This is a genomic window from Psychrobacillus sp. FSL K6-4615, from assembly GCF_038008225.1.
GTDB classification, from domain to species: domain Bacteria; phylum Bacillota; class Bacilli; order Bacillales_A; family Planococcaceae; genus Psychrobacillus; species Psychrobacillus psychrotolerans.
Window position 1 is genome coordinate 1,484,429 of the sequence record NZ_JBBOYQ010000001.1, and the last position, 18,862, is coordinate 1,503,290.

Consider the following 18,862-nt stretch of genomic DNA (forward strand, 5'->3'; position numbering starts at 1 on the left):
TGATTCCACATAACGTAAAATTAACAAGTATCCTATCCGAATGACTGTACACGCAAGGGATCATGAGGATTACATTGAAAATGTATTCATAGTAAAAGCGTTGGAGCTATATGCTTCCAACGCTTTTTATGTATAATCCAATTGAGTTTCAGGTATCTCGACTTGTTTCTCACCTTTGGAAGCTCTGAATAAGCTATTTTATAAAATTTCATAGTGATACCAAAAACTAAATTGAATAGATTAGGTAGATTTAATATTGAAAATCAGAATCGACAATTAATAAGGCATCAGTTAAAAGATTAATATCTATGAGGATCTGTTCTTTAATATGTGTGAAGGGACATTTATAATAATCATCAATTAGATTATTTAATTCTTTATAAATTAATATCATAGTTAAATATACTCCCCTTTGAACTATATTACCTATTACTTATTATCTAACAAAACTAGTGTAAATGGAAGTGATTTGCATAAAATTTTAAGTGATAAAAATTACTCTACTAACAAACTGGAGAGTCACGGCGTTATTAATGCTTGACCCTCCATATGCATTTCTTATTAACAAAAAGAGTTTGTTCTTGAAAAACATAATTATCTTTTCGAGATAATGTGTAGTTTATAAACTAAACTGCCAATATGCTATGCACTGTAAGTTGTCCGAGATATCGACCGGGATTTGCGGAATATCCAGATACGGTTGGAGAAGTGACAGTAGTCTCAACTACAATTCGTCCAGAGTTGCCTAATAGGCCGATTGCTAGTAACGTATCCCCGGATGTAATTGCAACGTCCTGAGAGCTACCTGAGTTGTTACCTGAAAAAAGTGGAATAGTAGCAACTACGATTCCAAGAAGATTAACAACTTCTAGAGTTGCAGTTACAGAAGCCGTTTCGTTAGCTGCAAACGCAAAATAAGCGGAAAGAGGTAATGCTAGAGTGAGTAGTGGCAAAGTTCCAATATTAAAGATACTTTGAAATGTCACGGTTTGATTGGACTCTGTGTTAGGAGACCAAATATAAGCACTACTTCCATCTACTAAAGGTGAAACCATTGCTGGTAGAGTTGGTACAGCGGGTGTCGGAAGCGTTCCAGGTGGTGCAGCTGTATCTGCAATTACATTAGTATTTGCAGGGGTAGTAAACTCTTGAAGTACAAGAACCATATAATTCACCTCCTTATAATAGATTAGCCGTTTGGACGGCATAATATAATATATGTAATAGAAATTAGGAGGACTAGTCATTTTGATTGTCTCGTAAGAAAAAAGAATAAAATACTATTAATTTTGAAATCTAACATTACATGGCAAAACTATATAGTGTGTAACATTAATAAAAAAAGCACACTTCGTTAAAAAATAAGTGAGCTTTCTGTGTTTATATTTAACTTTCTTTTTTCTAAAATTCTTAATGCATCTTTCAACAGATTAATGTCAATCAAAATTTCTTTCTTCAAATAGTGGTTATTGCATCTATAATAATCATTAATAAGCTTTTTGAGTTCTTCTATAATTAGTTTCATAAATTATTGCCCCTTTATATAGTTATATAGGTCTACAGAAAATAATATTAATAATTTAACATATGCTTGATTATAAATATTAATACCCAAATTTACTCATTTCTAATCTTTTTACAATTTTTTAGGGAAATATGATGATTATTGACTATATGTTATTAATCATTCGAGCATTAACTAGTGAGAGGGATTGTTCTCTACTTATTAATAGGAGGGAGGTTATAAATTGTTTATTAGACCAAGCGAAGGAGAAATTACATCTCGTTTTGGAGAAATTCGAAAAAATAGTAATGTTAAAGTCCATAAAGGAGTTGACATTGGGAATGATGGTAGTCCGATTATAAGAGCATCTGCCAGTGGTAAAGTGACTAGAGCGAAAGTTATTGGAGGATATGGAAATACCATAACGATTGCACATACTTTAAACGGTAAAAAGTACGAAACCTTATATGCGCATCTAAAAACTATTTCTGTGAAAGTGGGACAAAGTATTAAACAAGGTCAACAAATAGGTATTAAAGGGAGTACAGGAAATAGCACAGGTATCCACTTACATTTTGAAATTCACATACCATCTTACGAGACAGGTCAGCCAAATGCGGTAAATCCTTTAAAGTATATAAGTGAAATAAATGTCACTGAAGTTCAGAAACTCTTAAATTCAGCAGGTTATAAATTGATAAATGACGGGATAGAGGGACCCTTAACTATTTCGGCTATTAAAGACTTTCAAAAGAAAAAGGGCTTAACAGTTGATGGGGTAGTCGGAACAAAGACTTTAGCTGCCCTCAAGAAGAAGAAGTAGTATTACTAGTTTACCAAAGCTACTAATTACTTATGTATAAAAATAAAACCCCTCAACCATTAAGGTAAAGGGGTTTTTCGATGATTTCAACGAAAATGTCCACTTTTCGTTGAAATATGATATCGGCTCTCTGTTATCTTACGTTTATTTGTCTATATTGTCAAGTTCGACAAAACTATTGAATATTACGGTAAACTCCAACTACTTTTCCAAGTATACTAACTGAATTTACAATGATAGGTTCCATGGAAGAATTTTCGGGTTGCAGACGGAAATAGGACTTTTCCTTGAAGAATCTTTTAACTGTTGCTTCATCTTCATCAGTCATTGCGACAACAATATCGCCATTATTGGCAGATTGCTGTTGTTTTACAACCACATAGTCACCATTTAATATTCCAGCCTCTATCATACTATTACCCATAATCTCTAACATAAATAAATTATCATCTGCAGTTCCAAATGTTTCTGGAAGTGGGAAGAATTCTTCTATATTTTCAATTGCTGTAATAGGGATACCAGCAGTAACTTTACCGATCAACGGTACATGAACCACATTGTGTTTTTCAGCAACGCTGCCCAAGCCATCCAGAATCTCAATAGCGCGTGGTTTTGTTGGATCTCTCCTAATTAAACCTTTACTTTCCAGTCGTGCTAAATGTCCATGAACAGTTGAACTAGATGCTAAGCCCACAGCTTCTCCAATTTCTCTAACGGATGGTGGATAACCTTTTTTACGAACTTCTTCTTTTATAAAAGCAAGTATATCTTCTTGTCTTTTAGATGCTTTTTTCATATGTTCACCTCTTTTTGAATAATTATCTCTATCCTTTTCTATCTTATTAATAGTATAACAGGGGAAGAACAGTAATGCAAACATAGGTTCTAATTATTGTTGACAAAAACAAACGTTCGCATTAATATTAAAATATACATTACGAACACACATTCTATTAGGGGGATTTTAAATGACCTGGATGAAAGAAAATTACTTTTTAACAATATTTGTAGCGTGCAGTATTGCATTTACAATGTTTATAATAATCTCGAATTCTTTTTCGACAGACGAGAGCCAACATATTAATATAGAACAAGGAGATTCTTTATGGGCTTTAGCACAAGAATATGGAACGAATGAAGATAAGCTAAAATGGATCGATAAAGTAATTGCGATGAATAATTTGCAAGACGGTCATATTAAAGCGGGGGAAGTTATTATTATTCCAGTCATTGAAAAAAGTTACCATTTCAATCATGATACGGAGATAGCGGGCGATACAAAGTGAAATCAGTTATATATTGTCGAGTGAGTACAGAAAAAGAGTCTCAAGAGACTTCATTAAAAAGGCAAGAGGAAGAATTGATAGAATTTGCAAAACTAAATAATTATGAAGTTGAAAAAGTATTTTCAGATCAGCATAGTGGATATGATATTGAACGCGAAGGCTTATTAGATTTACTTGACTATATTAAACAAAATGAAATTAAAGCGGTATTTGTACAAGATGAGACACGTATTGGCAGAGGAAACGGTAGAATGGCCGTTCTACATTTACTTCAAAAAATCAATACTTCGATTTATACGTTACAGGATAAAGGTGTCATTAATCTAAACGAAATGGATACTATGCTCTTGGAAATATTGGCGCTAGTGGAGGAGTATCAGCGGAAATTACACAACGCAAAAATTAAAAGAGGTATGAAAAAAGCAGTGTCTCAAGGATATAGACCGGAAAAAAACTTGAAAACAAGAGGTAATCCCGAAGGAAGAGAGAGAATAGACGTGCCATTAGAAGAAGTAGTTAGACTTCGTAATGCTGGTCTTACCTATGAAGAGATTTCGATGACCCTAAAAGGTTTGGGGTTTAATATTAGTAAAGCAACTGTCCATCGACGTTATATGGAGTACATAGAAACACACGGAGTGAAATGACTTGCACTCTGTGTGTTTTTTCCTTACCTTTATATAAGGATAAAGTGAAAGGGTGAAAAGAATTGTTAAGTAAAGAAAAATTAGCGAGAATTAGTGAGTTATCGAGAAAATCTAAAACTACAGGACTTTCCATGGAAGAAGCAAAAGAACAAAGCTCTTTACGTAAAGAATATTTGGAAACTTTTCGCTCTACTATGAGAGATACCATTGAAAGTGTAAAAGTAATTGACCCTGATGGAAATGATGTAACACCTTCAAAAGTTCAAGAAGCAAAGAAAGGAAAGTTTCTGAATTAAATTATCATTTCAAAACCATTGATAATACAGACATTCTTGTCTAAACTAGATATATAGCAAAAAATTTGTTTGAGAGGATGTCATTCATGTCATTACAATCCGATTTATTAGCAATTAATACTATTAGAACATTATCAATTGATGCAATTGATAAAGCAAATTCTGGTCACCCTGGTTTACCAATGGGGGCTGCTCCAATGGCATACACATTATGGACAAAGCATTTACGTCATAACCCAAGTAACCCAACGTGGTTCAACCGTGACCGCTTTGTGTTATCTGCTGGACATGGTTCTATGCTTTTATATAGCTTGCTTCATCTTGGTGGGTACGATTTACCAATGGAAGAAATTAAGAACTTCAGACAATGGGATTCTAAAACTCCCGGACATCCAGAGTTTGGTCACACTGCAGGAGTAGAAGCAACAACAGGACCACTTGGTCAAGGTATTGGTATGGCAGTCGGAATGGCAATGGCAGAAGCACATTTAGCTGCTACGTACAATAAAGACAACCATTCAATTATTGATCATTATACGTACGCATTATGTGGTGATGGTGATTTAATGGAAGGTGTGGCTGCAGAAGCAATTTCTTTAGCTGGACATCTTAAGTTGGATAAATTAATTGTATTATATGATAGTAATGATATTTCTTTAGACGGTGATTTACATAAATCATTCTCTGAAAATGTTGAAAAACGTTTTGACTCGTATGGTTGGAACTATATTCATGTAAAAGACGGAAATGACATTGAAGAAATTTCAAATGCCATTGAAAAAGCGAAGTCTCAAAATGACAAGCCAACGATTATTGAAGTTAAAACTGTTATTGGATTCGGTTCTCCTAATCGTTCTGGTAAATCCGATGCGCACGGTATGCCATTAGGAAAAGACGAAACTCTTTTAGCTAAAGCTGAATATAAATGGTTATTTGAAGAAGATTTCTATGTGCCAGAAGAAGTTTATGACACATTTAAACAAGCTTCAAACGTATTGGGTGTTGAAGAAGAATCTTCGTGGAATGAAAAAGTTAAGCAATATGAGTCGGAATTCCCTGAGTTAGCTGCAACATTAAAAACAGCAATTTCTGGTAAGTTACCGGAAAACTTTGCAGATGCACTTAAAACATACGAAGCAGGTACTTCTCATGCAACCCGTTCTGCTTCAGGTGAAGCGATTAATGCAATTGCCCAAAACTTACCTTCATTCTTTGGTGGTAGTGCTGATCTAGCCGGTTCAAACAAAACTACTATGAAGAATGTAGGAGATTTCTCAGCTGACGATTATGCAGGGAAAAACATTTGGTTTGGTGTGCGTGAATTTGCAATGGGAACTGCTTTAAATGGTATGGCTTTACACGGAGGACTAAATGTCTTTGGTGGTACATTCTTCGTATTTAGTGACTATGTTAGACCTGCAATTCGTTTATCTGCCTTGATGGGTCTTCCAGTAACATACGTATTTACGCATGATAGTATCGCAGTTGGGGAAGATGGACCAACTCATGAACCAGTTGAACATTTAGCTTCTTTACGAGCAATGCCAGGTTTATCGGTAATCCGCCCTGCAGATGCAAATGAAACAGCGGAAGCGTGGAAATTAGCAGTTTCATCTAAAAATAACCCAACAGTTTTAGTCCTTTCTAGACAAAACTTGCCAACACTAGATCATTCAGTAGAACTAGTAAGAGAAGGAGTTTCAAAAGGGGCTTATGTAGTAGCACCTAATGAAAAAGCAGAAGCAATAATACTTGCAACTGGTTCTGAGGTAAGTCTTGCAGTGGAAGCACAACAAGCACTTTCTAAAGAAGGTATTGAAGTATCAGTAGTTTCTATGCCATCATGGGATCTTTTTGAGAAACAAGATGCTGCTTATAAAAACTCTGTATTACCTTCTCATTTAACAAAACGTCTTGCAATTGAAATGGGTGCATCATTAGGATGGCATCGTTATGTTGGATTTGATGGAGACGTAATTGCTATTGATAAATTCGGTGCAAGTGCTCCAGGTGAAATCGTTATGAAAGAATATGGTTTCTCCGTGGAAAACGTAGTTTCGAAAATGAAAGCATTACTTCAAAAGTAAAAAGTTGTACGAGCAATTCGAATACTTTGTCATATAAGTATTCGAATTGCTTTTTTATTTCGAATTATATAGAATGCCAAAAGAATCTATAGTATAATTTCTAATGGTGTCTTGTACACGTAGATAAGTATGTAAAGGAGGAGAATATATGCAAACATGGATTTGGATCGTTATTATAATCGTTGCGTTAATTGCTGGTGCAGCATTAGGTTTCTTTGCAGCGCGTCAATATATGATGAAATACTTAAAAGAAAACCCACCTATTAATGAACAAATGCTTCGTATGATGATGACACAAATGGGTCGTAAGCCTTCAGAAAAACAAGTTAAACAAATGATGAATCAAATGAATAAAATGCAAAAATAATAAAAAGCACTCAGCTGAGTGCTTTTTATTTGTTTAGCAAATCGTTTTCTTGTAGGAAATCAGCCACCACTTGCTCATATTCCTTACTATTTTCATTGAAAGATTTAGCATGTTCGCCAATATCAAACATTTTCAAGGTTTTTGAGCCTTGTTTTTTTTCATATAACTCCTCGGTCATTTTAGGTAATATAAAATCATCCTGTAAACTATGAATAAATAAAACAGGTTTTTCTATTTTGTCAATAACATCAATTGGAGAGACGAGATTTAGCGTATATCCATCCCGCAACTTCAGAAACAAGTTAGCAAATCGAATGGCAAGACTTGATCTGAGAGGCGTGGACTGGGTCATTATATGATAAACTTGTTGCTCAAAATCCGAAAATGCACAATCGGAAATATAAAAATCAGCGTCATCTATAATAGAACCAGCATAGAGTAATGTTGTAGCAGCCCCCATAGATTCTCCGTGAATACCTAAAACAGCATCTTGACCAGCTCTTTCTCTTACAGCTTCTACTACAGATTGTAAATCTATTTTTTCATAAAACCCAAAACTTGTTGTTTTGCCACCAGAATCTCCATGTCTGCGGTGGTCATAAACAACACTATTGAAACCGAGTCGCTCGAACATACGTACAAAACGAAGTGAGTTAATCTTGTTTTCTGTAACCCCGTGGCAAATAACGACGTAATTATTTGTTTCTAGTGGTTCAACAAATATTGCTTTTAGGGAATACCCATTCTTAGATTCAATCCATTGCTCCGTTTTGTTTACAGCATTAAACCAAGCTTCATCTAATCGTTTTGATGTAATTTCACGATTCAAAATAAAATCATTTTCTTTCTTTTTCATATACATAAGTCTATTAGTTACAAAGAAACCAAAGAACGTAGCCATAGCTGTTAAAACACTAGTAAAAATACTCGTCCAAATAATTACACGTTTCTTCATCCGATCAACCCCTACTTACTTTTGAATAGTTTATACATTCCCGTATCTATCGGTCTGGACACATAAGGTTCAACTACTTCTACTGCTTTAAGTAATGAATTGAGATCTATATTCGTCCTTATACCCATTTGATGTAGCATATTCACAACATCCTCAGTTGCTACATTTCCTGTAGCCCCAGGTGCAAAAGGGCATCCTCCTAGTCCGCCGGCAGATGTGTCAAAGCGATCAATACCTGCTTGTAAGGTCGCTAAAATATTGGCGATACCCATTTTACGTGTGTCGTGAAAATGAGCGGTAATGAGCGTTGCAGGGAATTCCTTCTTGAGTGCAGTAAATAATTCATAGCTTTCTTGTGGATTAGCCATTCCGATTGTATCAGCGACACTAAGTTCGTTTACACCCCATGAAACGAATTCATTGCATAGTGCTAGTGTGTCCGAAGACTCCATTTTGCCCTCATATGGACAGTAAAAAGCAGTTGAAATACATGCACGCACGAAATGACCATCTTGTAGCAGTTTGCCCACAATAGGTCTTAGTTCATCCATACTTTCTTTTGTAGTTTTATTTATATTATTTTTATTAAAACTGTTAGAGACACCTACAAAAACAGCGAAATTTTGTGCTCCGGATTGTTTGGCTAATTCGACACCTTTATTATTTGGAGTAAGTACTAACTGTCTACCCATCTTTTTCACTTGATTCACTATGTCGTTTGCATCTTTCATTTGTGGTACCCATTTCGGTGATACGAAAGAAGTTATTTCCATTTCTTCAATTCCGGCTTGCTGAAGTTTTTCGATAAAAGATAATTTTATATCGGTTGGTACCTCATTTTTTTCATTTTGCAAACCGTCTCTAGGACCTACCTCGATAATTGTCACTTTATTTGGTAAACTAAACATAATCATCCCTCCCTCTTTATTGTAAAGAAAGGATGGTTAAACAAGCAAATTTAAATTGAACTTTGTAAAAATTTGTTTGATACAGGGGAAACAAGGAGGAAATCACATGACAAATGAAGTTGTGATCGTAAGTGCAGTTAGAACTGCAATTGGTTCGTTCCAAGGGGCTTTGAAAGATGTACCAGCTACTAAACTAGGTGCTATTGTTATTGAAAAAGCATTAGAAAAAGCGGGGGTTTCTAAAGAAATCGTGGATGAAGTAATTATGGGGAATGTCCTTCAAGCAGGTTTAGGACAGAACCCAGCAAGACAAGCCTCCATCCAAGCAGGGCTGCCACAGTCAGTTTCAGCTTTAACGATAAACAAGGTATGTGGTTCTGGTCTAAAAGCAATTCATCTTGCGACGCAAGCTATTATTGCGGGAGATGCAGACATTATTGTTGCAGGTGGAATGGAGAATATGAGTCAATCTCCATATTTACTAAAAAACGCAAGAGATGGCTTCCGTATGGGTGATCAGAAGGTAGTAGATAGCATGATTTCAGATGGTCTGTGGTGTGCATTTAATGATTATCATATGGGTGTGACTGCTGAAAATCTATGTGACCAATATAATATTACTAGAGAAGAGCAAGATAAATTTTCTGCACGTTCTCAAGAGAGAGCTGCACTGGCGATGGAAGAAGGTAAATTTGCAGATGAGATCGTGCCTGTAGAAATTCCTCAACGAAAAGGAGATCCGGTTGTCTTTTCGCAAGATGAGTATCCAAAAAAAGGTTCTACGGAAGAAAAACTAGCGGGTCTACGTCCAGCGTTTAAAAAAGATGGCTCTGTAACTGCTGGTAATGCTTCAGGTATTAATGATGGAGCAGCAGCGGTAGTAGTAATGTCCAAAGCTAAAGCAGATGAACTTGGCCTCAAACCACTTGCGACAATCGTTGCAAATGCATCGGCAGGAGTGGATCCAAGCGTCATGGGGATTGGACCGGTAGAAGCAGTTAAAAAAGCATTGAAAAAATCGCAATTATCATTAGCAGACATAGAGTTAATCGAAGCAAATGAAGCTTTTGCGGCACAATCGATTGCTGTTGATAGAGAGCTGTCGTTTAATCATGATATACTAAATGTAAATGGTGGAGCAATTGCATTAGGTCATCCTATTGGGGCAAGTGGTGCTCGTATTTTCGTTACTTTACTTCATGAAATGGAGAAGAGAGATGCAAAAACCGGTCTTGCTACACTTTGTATAGGTGGTGGCCAAGGGGTTGCGACTATAGTTAAACGCTCATAAAAAGAAGGTGAATCAATTGGCTAAGAAAAAACAAAGACAACAACAACAAGTAAAGCCTGCTAAGCAAGTAGAAGAAGGTAACTCGTTATCCGATCAGCTTTCTTCTGATATTTTAGCGAAACTAAAAGAAACGAAGAACCAATTAGTATCAGCTGAACAAGAAAAAGAAGAAGAAAGACAAGCACAGCTAGCTTTTGAAAAGAAAGAAAAAGAAAAAAATAAATCTTTTGAAGAACTGTTAGATGAATACGGCTTTGGTAATAGTTCAAAATTTTAAACAAGAAAACCTATTTGCTTCGGCGAATAGGTTTTTTGGTGGGAAAAATATCTTCTTCCAAAGTTATAAAAAAAGCCAGTCGTGAAGTAGATCACGGCTAGCCATCCTATAATAATATATTAAATTCGATGTTCTTTATAAATATCTTTCTTTGTTAACTCACTTGCTTTTTGTAATGTACTTTCTGGAACTTCCAAGTGGTATGACTGAAGAGATTCTAACAGTTGCTTCTCACTACTTGCGCCGAGAATCATGGAACCTGTTACATCTTTCTGTAAAACATAATGTTGAGCAATGGAACTTAAAGGAGCTTCCAAATCATTTAGTTCTTTTAGAGCCTCTAGTAATTCCTGGTGACTATAGCTTAAATAATCCTCAGTTTTAGATGCTCTAGATAAACCTTCCTTGGTTAATAGTCCTTTAGCTAGTGTTCCTCTACTAAAGAGCGTAGCCGAGTTATTTTCTAATAGGGAGAACCATTCTTCAGGTCTTCTATCTAGCAAACTATATTGCATCATTACAGAAACTGCATTACTTTTACTTAAAAAACGTTCTATGACATTTGGACGAATGGAGGAGATTCCATATTCACGGATAAGTCCTTCTTTTTGAAGTGACTCCATCGTGTCTATCACTTCGTCTACATTATCTTCCATCGTGCCTCCGTGCAACTGATATACATCTATATAATCAGTTTGGAGACGTTTGAGGGAAGCGTGTACGGCATCCGTTATCCATTCTTTTGATGGATCCCATGACCAACCATCTCCAGATTTGTTTAAACGATTTCCAACTTTCGTAGCTAATATTATATTTTGTCTTTTATCCTTAAGGGCATTACCGACAATTTTTTCATTTTCGCCTTTATCATATAGATCAGCTGTATCAAAATACGTTATATCGTTTTCCAAAGCTACTTGAATAATTTTATTGGCAACCGTTTGGTCTGTAGGAAGGGACATACAACCTAATCCGATTTCTGAAACGTATAGATCACTTTTACCTAATTGTCTTTTCTTCAAGTTTTATCACGTCCTTTTCTACATGGTACAATGTCAATTAGATAGATTCAACTAAAGTGAAATGATATATAGGAGAGGGAGATATGTTATGAAAAAATTTGAGGAAAAAACAATTCAATCTGAGCTTAAATTTAAAGGTAGAATCATTACTTTACAAGTAGACGAAGTAGAATTACCAAATGGTAAAACTAGTAATAGAGAGATTGTTAAGCACCCTGGTGCGGTAGCCGTGATAGCTGTGACAAAAGACAACAAAATAATTTTAGTAGAACAGTTTAGAAAGGCATTAGAACGATCCATTATCGAAATTCCTGCCGGGAAAATAGAAATTGGAGAAGCGCCTGAAATAACTGCATTGCGGGAATTGGAAGAAGAGACGGGCTATACGACTGACAATTTACAATACATTCAATCATTTTCCACATCACCAGGGTTTGCTGATGAGATTATCCATTTATACTTTGCAGATAATATTGTAAAGATGGAACAACCAGTTGGGTTAGATGAAGATGAGTTTGTAGAGTTATTACATGTTAGTCTTACCGAGATGGAAGAAATGGTGAAGAAACAACAAATCTATGATGCTAAAACTGCATTCGCATATATTTGGTTGAAAGATTATTTTAAAGAAGCATGATTTAAGTTAGTACAAGCATATGATGAAAGTAGATAGGGGGGTGTTCCAATTTGAACCAGACTTATACTATTTTTATCTCATTATGTGTGCTTGTAGTTAGCTTTGTCGGAGGTTTAATATTATTTGAACAAAGTACGGTAGAACAGCAGCAATGGATTATAAATCTCTTGGATGCACGCGTTCTATTAATAGAGCGGCCTACTTTTTTAGAAACTATTTTTCCTCATTTAATGGTTGCGATTGTGTTTTTTTTGTTTTATCAACATCGTTATTTACGAAAACTTATTTTAGTTATTTGTGCGTTTAAAATTACATTCTATGGGTATTGTTCTAGTTATCTACTGCAAACACAGGAATCTACTTTTCCATATGTGTTCTGGTGGTTTCCATTTCAACTAGTTTATTGTATCTTATTATTAGCATTAGCAAATCGGATTAATATTTTTTCGCTATCCTTTTATATAATTGTTATAATTATAGAGTTCATCTTAATACCATTTATATTATTTAATAATTAGTTCTTTCTAATAATTATTATTATGTGAATCTCTTGTAATGAGAATTCAATTATTGGTATAATGGATTCAGGTAAGGAGGCGTCATATGGAAAGCCGTATTGATCGTATAAAAAAACAATTATCTGGTGCGAGCTATAAACTGACGCCACAGCGTGAAGCGACAGTCCGAGTTTTGCTTGAAAATGAGGAAGATCATTTAAGTGCAGAAGATGTATTTTTACTAGTTAGAGAGAAATCAGCTGATATAGGACTAGCAACAGTTTATAGAACGCTTGAGTTATTAAACGAATTGAATGTAGTAGACAAAATTCAATTCGGGGACGGCGTATCTCGCTATGACTTAAGACAAGAAGGTGCAGCACATTTTCATCACCACTTGGTTTGTATTGAATGTGGAGCTGTAGATGAAATTCAAGAAGATTTGTTAGAAGATGTCGAAGCTATTGTCGAGAAAAAGTGGAACTTTAGGATAAAAGATCATCGTCTAACATTTCACGGTATTTGCTACCGTTGCCAAGAAGAGAAATAGGGATGTACAATCACCTAAGTCAGTACTGACAACGTTCTGAGGTTAACTCTGCTTAGAAGTAAATTTGAACGGACTAGAGGGTCTAGGTACTGTCGCTAGGCAGTTGCCGATTAATTATCATTACTTTCTTAAATAAAAAAAGGATAGCTTTTTAGCTATCCTTTTTTTAAATGATTATTTTATATGAGGGGTGAAATACTTGAACAATGGGCAAATGCATTTAGAAGATTATTTGCACTTTCTACAAATAGAACGGCAATTAGCGAGCAACACACTAATTTCTTACAAAAAAGATTTATCCGATTATTTGCATCATATATTTGAGATTCAACAACTACATAGTCTTGATGAGATAGAACGTACACATATCGTTCTTTATCTTCGAAACTTAAAAGAAAATGGCAAATCTGCTCGGACGATTTCAAGGCATATATCATCTATTCGTTCTTTTCATCAGTTTTTATTGAGAGAGAAAGTGGCAAATACAGATCCATCTGTCCATCTGGATCTACCTCAAATGGAACAAAAGTTGCCAACATATTTATCCGTAGAGGAATTGAATAACCTTTTAAATAGTATAGATATATCTAAGCCGCAAGGGCAGAGAGATTTAGCTATGTTTGAGCTTATGTATGCAAGTGGAATGCGAATTAGCGAATGTTTAAACTTAAATCTAGAGGATATACATTTATCCATGGGATTTGTTCGTGTATTTGGGAAAGGTGGCAAAGAACGAATCATACCTTTAGGTGGTTCTGCCATTAGAACTTGCACAGATTATATAGAAAATGCTAGATTGACTTTATTGAAGTCTGAAAAAACAGAAGCTATTTTTATCAATCAACGTGGGAAACGACTAACTAGACAGGGTATTTGGAAATTACTGAATAATCATGCCGCCGCTGCTGGAATTTCTAAAGAAATTACTCCTCATGTACTGCGGCACTCGTTTGCCACTCATCTAATAGAAAATGGTGCAGATTTGCGTGCTGTTCAAGAGATGCTGGGGCATTCGGATATATCTACAACACAAATTTATACGCATGTTAGCAAAAGCCGATTAAAGGATGTTTATAAACAATTTCATCCTAGAGCTTAAATTGTCAGAGGTCTGACCTGTACATTTTTCAATTTTTTGTTAAACTAGAAGAAAACAGTAGGAGGTTATGTTATGAGTAAATTTAAGCGCATACATGTGATTGTTATGGATTCTGTTGGTATTGGTGAAGCACCAGATGCAAACGTATTTGGTGACGTAGGATCTCATACTATTGGACATATTGCCGAAAAAATGAACGGCCTACATATGCCCCAGATGGAACAACTGGGACTTGGTAATATTGATGATATACAAGGGATTAAACATGTTGCGGCACCTACCGCTTATTTTGGGAAAATGCAAGAAGCATCTGTGGGGAAAGATACAATGACAGGGCACTGGGAAATCATGGGTTTGAATATTGACACACCATTCAAAGTATATCCAAATGGATTCCCGGATGAACTAATCTCTCAATTAGAAGAAAAAACTGGTCGCAAAGTTATTGGGAACAAACCTGCAAGTGGAACAGAAATTTTAGACGAGCTTGGCGAAGAGCATATGAAAACGGGGGCAATCATTGTTTATACATCTGCTGACCCTGTGCTTCAAATTGCAGCACATGAGGAAATTATTCCTTTAGAAGAATTATATCGTATTTGTGAAATTGCTCGTGAGTTAACACTTTCGGAGGAATTTCTAGTAGGTCGTATAATTGCTCGTCCATTTATTGGAGAGCCCGGGAAATTTGCACGTACATCAAATCGTCATGACTATGCGTTAAAACCTTTTGGCCGCACCGCTATGAATGAATTAAGTGATGCTGGATTAGACGTAATTGCAATTGGAAAAATAAATGATATTTATAACGGTGAAGGTATTACTTCTACAGAAAGAACAAAAGATAATATGGATGGTATGGATAAATTCATTGCAACGTTGGATAAAGATTTCACTGGTATTAGCTTTTTAAATTTAGTAGACTTTGATGCACTATTTGGACACCGTCGTGATCCACTAGGTTATGGTAAGGCATTAGAAGAATTTGATGTTCGTCTAAATGAAGTACTGCCAAAGTTAACTGAGGAAGATTTATTAATAATTACAGCGGATCATGGAAATGATCCAACGATGCCAGGAACTGACCATACGAGAGAATATGTTCCGTTAATTGTATATTCTCCACAGTTCAAGGAAATAAAAGAGTTACCATTACGCAACACATTTGCGGACATTGGAGCAACGATTAGTGAAAACTTTGGGGTTAAAAAACCTCAATTTGGAGAGAGTTTCCTTTCTCTATTAAAATAACACTATGCTTTAAATGGAAGCAAAATCAAAATGAAGGAAGTGTATATACGATGAGAATGATCGATATTATTGAAAAGAAAAGAGACGGTAGTGCTCTTACAAAACAAGAAATTGAATTTTTTATAGAAGGATATACGAATGGGTCGATTCCAGATTATCAAATGAGTTCACTTTTAATGGCTATCTTCTTTCAAAATATGACGGATGAAGAAAGAGCTAATTTAACAATGGCTATGGTTAATTCGGGAGAAACAATTGACCTTTCTGCCATCGAAGGCGTTAAAGTAGATAAGCATTCTACTGGAGGAGTTGGCGATACAACTACTTTGGTTCTCGGACCGCTCGTTGCTGCTTGTGGTGTCCCAGTTGCTAAGATGAGTGGTAGAGGACTTGGGCATACTGGTGGAACAATCGATAAACTAGAAGCGATTGAAGGCTTCCATGTAGAGTTAACATCCGAACAATTTGTGAAACAAGTAAATGAACTAAAAGTAGCGGTAATTGGCCAAAGTGGTAATTTAACTCCTGCGGATAAAAAATTATACGCTTTACGTGATGTTACTGGTACTGTGAATAGTATTCCATTAATAGCAAGTTCGATCATGAGTAAGAAAATTGCTGCTGGAGCCGGTGCTATCGTATTAGACGTTAAAACTGGTGACGGAGCATTTATGAAAACGACAGAAGATGCGAGAGCCCTTGCAACAGCAATGGTTCGTATAGGGAATAATGTTGGAAGAAAAACAATGGCAATTATTTCAGATATGAGTCAACCCCTTGGAAGAGCAATCGGGAATTCATTAGAAATCGTGGAAGCTATTGATACCTTAAAAGGTAATGGACCTGATGATTTAACAGAGCTATGTTTGACACTTGGTAGTCAAATGGTAGTAGTAGGAGAAAAAGCTGAAACTCTAGAAGAAGCAAGAGAAATGCTGCTTGCTGTGATCGAAGATGGGTCAGCATTAGAAATCTTTAAACAATTCATCAAATGGCAAGGTGGAAACGAAAAAATCGTTGATGACGTTTCTTTACTACCTCAAGCAGCGTTCAAATTCGAAGTTCCAGCATCTGAAGATGGTTTCATCACATTTATGGAAGCAGACGAAATCGGAACTGCGGCAATGCTTCTAGGAGCAGGAAGAGCTACGAAGGAATCTGAAATAGATTTAGCTGTTGGCATAGTACTCAACAAAAAAGTTGGAGACGCTGTCAGCAAAGGAGAGTCACTTGCTACGATCTATTCAAACAGAGAAGATGTTCAAGACGTAATGGATAAATTAACTAAATTTATCGATATCGAAGCTGCTAAAAAAGATGCACCACCTTTAATCTATGAAGTAATAACTGCATAAATTATTGATCGGAAAAGAGTATTATGACTTCGGTCATGATCCTCTTTTCTTTTTGTGGATTTTGTTTTGCTTTGTTTTCTAAGGTTTTGGTGCTCTCTCGTCGGTCATATACAAGCGAATTTGCTATGAATTCTTGCGCTCCATATTGACTTACTTACGAACGAATTGCTTTACTCGTCCCTAGAGGTTCCATTACTAACGAATCAGATAATTATTCCAATTACATAGTTTAAATAGGCATCTTACTAAAAGTTTTTAAAAACTTTTGTGAGATGCCTATTTTTTGATTAAAAAAATGTTTATATTCCCATACTTTATATGACCATCCTCTGTCGAAAATCGACTAATAACCGATGTTTTCTTCTACTTTTGTCACGCGCAAGGAATTATCAAGGAGCATGTGGAATAGCGCTATCTAAGGAGGCGATTTTATGATTCATGAAGTTGAAAAAGTAGGAGACGAAATAATTATTATTCGATTAAAAGGTGAATTAGATCATCACAGTACAAATGACATTAGAAATGAGATAGTTCCAATGATTAAAAACGGGTCTATTAAAGTATTAGTTTGGAATTTGAAAGATTTACATTTTATGGACAGCTCGGGAATAGGATTGATCTTAGGAAGAATGAGGGAGCTTGCTCCAATAGATGGACAAACGATTATTGTTAACCCATCTCCGACTATGCGTAAAATTTTTCAGTTTGCAGGTTTAAGTCCTTATATTTATAGCGAATCCGAAATTGAAATAATGTCTAAGTTAGGGGGAATAGTTTATGGACAATGAGATCACATTATCTTTTATCGCTAAAAGTGAAAATGAGGCTTTAGCAAGAATGGTTATGTCTAGCTTTATCGCGACGATTGACCCGACTATTGAGGAGTTATCTGAATTTAAAACGGTTATTTCTGAAGCGGTGACAAATGCTATCGTACATGGTTATGAAGAAGACGGAGTAGGTAAAATTGAACTGCATGCACAACGAATAGATAGAGAAATTGTCGTTTCGGTTGTAGATTATGGACGTGGAATTCGTGATGTCAATCAAGCTCGTGAGCCATTATTTACGACAAAACCTGAGCAAGAACGTTCAGGGATGGGCTTTACGATTATGGAAAGCTTTAGTGATGGTGTTGAGATTTACTCCATTCCTGATAGGGGGACAACAGTAACGATCACGAAGCAATTTGTACCAATTCAAGAATCATGCAGGATCGTCTAATGATAAATAAAAAACCGTCTACTTTACTTACTCAAGAAAAAATGCGAGAGCTCATAGCGCTATCACAGACTGGTGATAAACTAGCAAGGCAACAAATGATTGAGGGTAATACAAGGCTTGTATGGTCTATTGTACAGCGTTTTGCTTCCAGAGGAGCAGATCTAGAGGACTTGTTTCAAATTGGCTGTATTGGCTTGATGAAATCCGTGGACAAGTTTGATTTGTCCTACGAGGTTAAGTTTTCGACGTATGCGGTTCCTATGATAATAGGAGAGATACAGCGATTTTTAAGAGATGACGGAATGGTGAAAATTAGTAGGTCGATTCGAGAATTAAACTTCAAAATTCGGCATGCAACCGATGATTTTTTGAAAACGTTCGAGCGCCAACCGACTATTTTGGAGCTTGCACATATTTTAGAGGTAACTAGAGAAGAAGTAGTGATGGCTACCGACGCTCTTCGTGATCCAGCATCATTGCAGGAGCAACTGTATGAAAACGATAGTGGAGATGCTTTGACGTTAATGGACCAGATGAAGGATGAGCGGTCTGAGAAACCGTTCGAGCATATTCCTCTACGAGAGCTAGTTGAGAAGTTAGAAAAAAGAGAGCAAATGATTATCTATTTACGCTATTACCTAGATTGTACACAGAGTGATATTGCGGAACGGTTGGGAATTTCTCAAGTTCAAGTATCCAGATTAGAAAAGAAAATATTAACCCAGTTAAAAAGTTGGCTAGTACCTGTGGGTCAAACGAATACAAATGCAAAAGATAGGTGATTGA

23 protein-coding genes are annotated in these 18,862 nt (G+C 35.8%); 17 read left to right on the top strand and 6 right to left on the bottom strand.

Features of this window, described 5'->3' with window-relative positions; genetic code table 11:
* Positions 1 to 626: 626 nt before the first annotated feature.
* Both MKX53_RS07100 and MKX53_RS07105 read right to left on the bottom strand, forming a co-directional pair.
* Positions 627 to 1,166, bottom strand: a complete 540-nt coding sequence (locus MKX53_RS07100; protein ID WP_340910218.1) for a hypothetical protein — start codon at positions 1,164 to 1,166, stop codon at positions 627 to 629.
* A gap of 188 nt (positions 1,167 to 1,354) precedes the next feature.
* Positions 1,355 to 1,525 carry a hypothetical protein gene (locus MKX53_RS07105; protein ID WP_340910220.1) on the bottom strand — a complete coding sequence of 57 codons (171 nt, stop codon included), beginning with the start codon at positions 1,523 to 1,525 and terminating at the stop codon, positions 1,355 to 1,357.
* A gap of 223 nt (positions 1,526 to 1,748) precedes the next feature.
* Here MKX53_RS07105 and MKX53_RS07110 point away from each other — a divergent pair, with 223 nt between their 5' ends.
* Positions 1,749 to 2,327, top strand: a complete 579-nt coding sequence (locus tag MKX53_RS07110; protein ID WP_340910223.1) for a peptidoglycan DD-metalloendopeptidase family protein — start codon at positions 1,749 to 1,751, stop codon at positions 2,325 to 2,327.
* A gap of 175 nt (positions 2,328 to 2,502) precedes the next feature.
* Here the strand turns inward: MKX53_RS07110 and lexA are convergent, their stop codons facing one another.
* Positions 2,503 to 3,123, bottom strand: a complete 621-nt coding sequence (gene lexA, locus MKX53_RS07115; RefSeq protein ID WP_093534865.1) for a transcriptional repressor LexA — start codon at positions 3,121 to 3,123, stop codon at positions 2,503 to 2,505.
* 172 nt (positions 3,124 to 3,295) lie between these two features.
* On the opposite strand from lexA, the gene yneA reads away from it, so the two are divergent.
* The 5 genes from yneA to MKX53_RS07140 all read left to right on the top strand — a co-directional run bounded on the left by yneA (position 3,296) and on the right by MKX53_RS07140 (position 7,010).
* Positions 3,296 to 3,613: a cell division suppressor protein YneA gene (yneA, locus tag MKX53_RS07120; RefSeq protein ID WP_093534863.1), complete on the top strand. Its 318-nt coding sequence runs from the start codon at positions 3,296 to 3,298 to the stop codon at positions 3,611 to 3,613.
* The gene (locus MKX53_RS07125; RefSeq protein ID WP_340910227.1) at positions 3,610 to 4,260 is read left to right on the top strand and encodes a YneB family resolvase-like protein; all 651 of its coding nucleotides are present in this window, start codon (positions 3,610 to 3,612) and stop codon (positions 4,258 to 4,260) included. Before yneA ends, MKX53_RS07125 begins: the two co-directional genes overlap by 4 nt.
* 62 nt (positions 4,261 to 4,322) lie before the next feature.
* Positions 4,323 to 4,556, top strand: a complete 234-nt coding sequence (locus MKX53_RS07130; protein ID WP_093534859.1) for a DUF896 domain-containing protein — start codon at positions 4,323 to 4,325, stop codon at positions 4,554 to 4,556.
* A gap of 86 nt (positions 4,557 to 4,642) precedes the next feature.
* Positions 4,643 to 6,643, top strand: a complete 2,001-nt coding sequence (tkt, locus tag MKX53_RS07135) for a transketolase (protein WP_340910230.1) — start codon at positions 4,643 to 4,645, stop codon at positions 6,641 to 6,643.
* Between the two features lie 148 nt (positions 6,644 to 6,791).
* Positions 6,792 to 7,010, top strand: a complete 219-nt coding sequence (locus tag MKX53_RS07140) for a YneF family protein (protein ID WP_093534855.1) — start codon at positions 6,792 to 6,794, stop codon at positions 7,008 to 7,010.
* Between the two features lie 25 nt (positions 7,011 to 7,035).
* Here the strand turns inward: MKX53_RS07140 and MKX53_RS07145 are convergent, their stop codons facing one another.
* Positions 7,036 to 7,965 carry an alpha/beta hydrolase gene (locus MKX53_RS07145; protein ID WP_340910232.1) on the bottom strand — a complete coding sequence of 310 codons (930 nt, stop codon included), beginning with the start codon at positions 7,963 to 7,965 and terminating at the stop codon, positions 7,036 to 7,038.
* 11 nt (positions 7,966 to 7,976) lie between these two features.
* Positions 7,977 to 8,873, bottom strand: coding sequence for a hydroxymethylglutaryl-CoA lyase (locus MKX53_RS07150; RefSeq protein ID WP_340910237.1), 897 nt, complete (start codon positions 8,871 to 8,873; stop codon positions 7,977 to 7,979).
* Positions 8,874 to 8,979: 106 nt separating this feature from the next.
* Here MKX53_RS07150 and MKX53_RS07155 point away from each other — a divergent pair, with 106 nt between their 5' ends.
* Both MKX53_RS07155 and MKX53_RS07160 read left to right on the top strand, forming a co-directional pair.
* The gene (locus MKX53_RS07155; RefSeq protein ID WP_340910239.1) at positions 8,980 to 10,164 is read left to right on the top strand and encodes an acetyl-CoA C-acetyltransferase; all 1,185 of its coding nucleotides are present in this window, start codon (positions 8,980 to 8,982) and stop codon (positions 10,162 to 10,164) included.
* A 7-nt stretch (positions 10,165 to 10,171) separates the two neighbouring features.
* On the top strand, positions 10,172 to 10,441 hold the full coding sequence (locus MKX53_RS07160; protein WP_340830309.1) for a DUF3886 domain-containing protein: 270 nt from the start codon (positions 10,172 to 10,174) through the stop codon (positions 10,439 to 10,441).
* 119 nt (positions 10,442 to 10,560) lie between these two features.
* Here MKX53_RS07160 and MKX53_RS07165 read toward each other — a convergent pair whose 3' ends face one another.
* On the bottom strand, positions 10,561 to 11,463 hold the full coding sequence (locus tag MKX53_RS07165) for an aldo/keto reductase (protein WP_340910241.1): 903 nt from the start codon (positions 11,461 to 11,463) through the stop codon (positions 10,561 to 10,563).
* An 88-nt stretch (positions 11,464 to 11,551) separates the two neighbouring features.
* On the opposite strand from MKX53_RS07165, the gene MKX53_RS07170 reads away from it, so the two are divergent.
* The 9 genes from MKX53_RS07170 (at position 11,552) to MKX53_RS07210 (ending at position 18,858) form a co-directional block, all read left to right on the top strand.
* Positions 11,552 to 12,100 carry an NUDIX hydrolase gene (locus MKX53_RS07170; protein ID WP_093534843.1) on the top strand — a complete coding sequence of 183 codons (549 nt, stop codon included), beginning with the start codon at positions 11,552 to 11,554 and terminating at the stop codon, positions 12,098 to 12,100.
* 50 nt (positions 12,101 to 12,150) lie between these two features.
* On the top strand, positions 12,151 to 12,618 hold the full coding sequence (locus MKX53_RS07175; RefSeq protein ID WP_093534841.1) for a hypothetical protein: 468 nt from the start codon (positions 12,151 to 12,153) through the stop codon (positions 12,616 to 12,618).
* A gap of 85 nt (positions 12,619 to 12,703) precedes the next feature.
* Entirely contained in the window at positions 12,704 to 13,147 is a 444-nt protein-coding gene (fur, locus tag MKX53_RS07180; RefSeq protein WP_093534839.1) for a ferric iron uptake transcriptional regulator, read from the top strand.
* A gap of 199 nt (positions 13,148 to 13,346) precedes the next feature.
* A complete protein-coding gene (xerD, locus tag MKX53_RS07185; protein WP_445678261.1) occupies positions 13,347 to 14,246 on the top strand; it encodes a site-specific tyrosine recombinase XerD in 900 nt (299 codons plus the stop codon).
* 72 nt (positions 14,247 to 14,318) lie between these two features.
* Positions 14,319 to 15,497, top strand: a complete 1,179-nt coding sequence (gene deoB, locus MKX53_RS07190; protein WP_340910243.1) for a phosphopentomutase — start codon at positions 14,319 to 14,321, stop codon at positions 15,495 to 15,497.
* Positions 15,498 to 15,547: 50 nt separating this feature from the next.
* Entirely contained in the window at positions 15,548 to 16,852 is a 1,305-nt protein-coding gene (locus tag MKX53_RS07195; RefSeq protein WP_093534833.1) for a pyrimidine-nucleoside phosphorylase, read from the top strand.
* Between the two features lie 431 nt (positions 16,853 to 17,283).
* On the top strand, positions 17,284 to 17,640 hold the full coding sequence (locus MKX53_RS07200) for an STAS domain-containing protein (RefSeq protein ID WP_093534831.1): 357 nt from the start codon (positions 17,284 to 17,286) through the stop codon (positions 17,638 to 17,640).
* Complete coding sequence (gene spoIIAB / locus MKX53_RS07205; RefSeq protein WP_093534829.1) at positions 17,630 to 18,076, top strand: anti-sigma F factor; 447 nt, start codon at positions 17,630 to 17,632, stop codon at positions 18,074 to 18,076. Before MKX53_RS07200 ends, spoIIAB begins: the two co-directional genes overlap by 11 nt.
* Entirely contained in the window at positions 18,076 to 18,858 is a 783-nt protein-coding gene (locus MKX53_RS07210) for a SigF/SigG family RNA polymerase sporulation sigma factor (RefSeq protein WP_340762065.1), read from the top strand. The genes spoIIAB and MKX53_RS07210 overlap by 1 nt, the downstream gene beginning before the upstream one ends.
* Positions 18,859 to 18,862: the final 4 nt, after the last annotated feature.

What these genes read in the sequence shown, in the direction of transcription:
- MKX53_RS07105 (WP_340910220.1), bottom strand. Translation starts at nt 1,525, where the DNA reads ATGAAACTAATTATAGAAGAACTCAAAAAGCTTATTAATGATTATTAT.
- MKX53_RS07100 (WP_340910218.1), bottom strand. Translation starts at nt 1,166, where the DNA reads ATGGTTCTTGTACTTCAAGAGTTTACTACCCCTGCAAATACTAATGTA.
- MKX53_RS07150 (WP_340910237.1), bottom strand. Translation starts at nt 8,873, where the DNA reads ATGTTTAGTTTACCAAATAAAGTGACAATTATCGAGGTAGGTCCTAGA.
- yneA (WP_093534863.1), top strand. Translation starts at nt 3,296, where the DNA reads ATGACCTGGATGAAAGAAAATTACTTTTTAACAATATTTGTAGCGTGC.
- MKX53_RS07140 (WP_093534855.1), top strand. Translation starts at nt 6,792, where the DNA reads ATGCAAACATGGATTTGGATCGTTATTATAATCGTTGCGTTAATTGCT.
- deoB (WP_340910243.1), top strand. Translation starts at nt 14,319, where the DNA reads ATGAGTAAATTTAAGCGCATACATGTGATTGTTATGGATTCTGTTGGT.
- lexA (WP_093534865.1), bottom strand. Translation starts at nt 3,123, where the DNA reads ATGAAAAAAGCATCTAAAAGACAAGAAGATATACTTGCTTTTATAAAA.
- MKX53_RS07195 (WP_093534833.1), top strand. Translation starts at nt 15,548, where the DNA reads ATGAGAATGATCGATATTATTGAAAAGAAAAGAGACGGTAGTGCTCTT.
- MKX53_RS07155 (WP_340910239.1), top strand. Translation starts at nt 8,980, where the DNA reads ATGACAAATGAAGTTGTGATCGTAAGTGCAGTTAGAACTGCAATTGGT.
- fur (WP_093534839.1), top strand. Translation starts at nt 12,704, where the DNA reads ATGGAAAGCCGTATTGATCGTATAAAAAAACAATTATCTGGTGCGAGC.
- MKX53_RS07210 (WP_340762065.1), top strand. Translation starts at nt 18,076, where the DNA reads ATGATAAATAAAAAACCGTCTACTTTACTTACTCAAGAAAAAATGCGA.
- spoIIAB (WP_093534829.1), top strand. Translation starts at nt 17,630, where the DNA reads ATGGACAATGAGATCACATTATCTTTTATCGCTAAAAGTGAAAATGAG.
- MKX53_RS07170 (WP_093534843.1), top strand. Translation starts at nt 11,552, where the DNA reads ATGAAAAAATTTGAGGAAAAAACAATTCAATCTGAGCTTAAATTTAAA.
- tkt (WP_340910230.1), top strand. Translation starts at nt 4,643, where the DNA reads ATGTCATTACAATCCGATTTATTAGCAATTAATACTATTAGAACATTA.
- MKX53_RS07200 (WP_093534831.1), top strand. Translation starts at nt 17,284, where the DNA reads ATGATTCATGAAGTTGAAAAAGTAGGAGACGAAATAATTATTATTCGA.
- MKX53_RS07145 (WP_340910232.1), bottom strand. Translation starts at nt 7,965, where the DNA reads ATGAAGAAACGTGTAATTATTTGGACGAGTATTTTTACTAGTGTTTTA.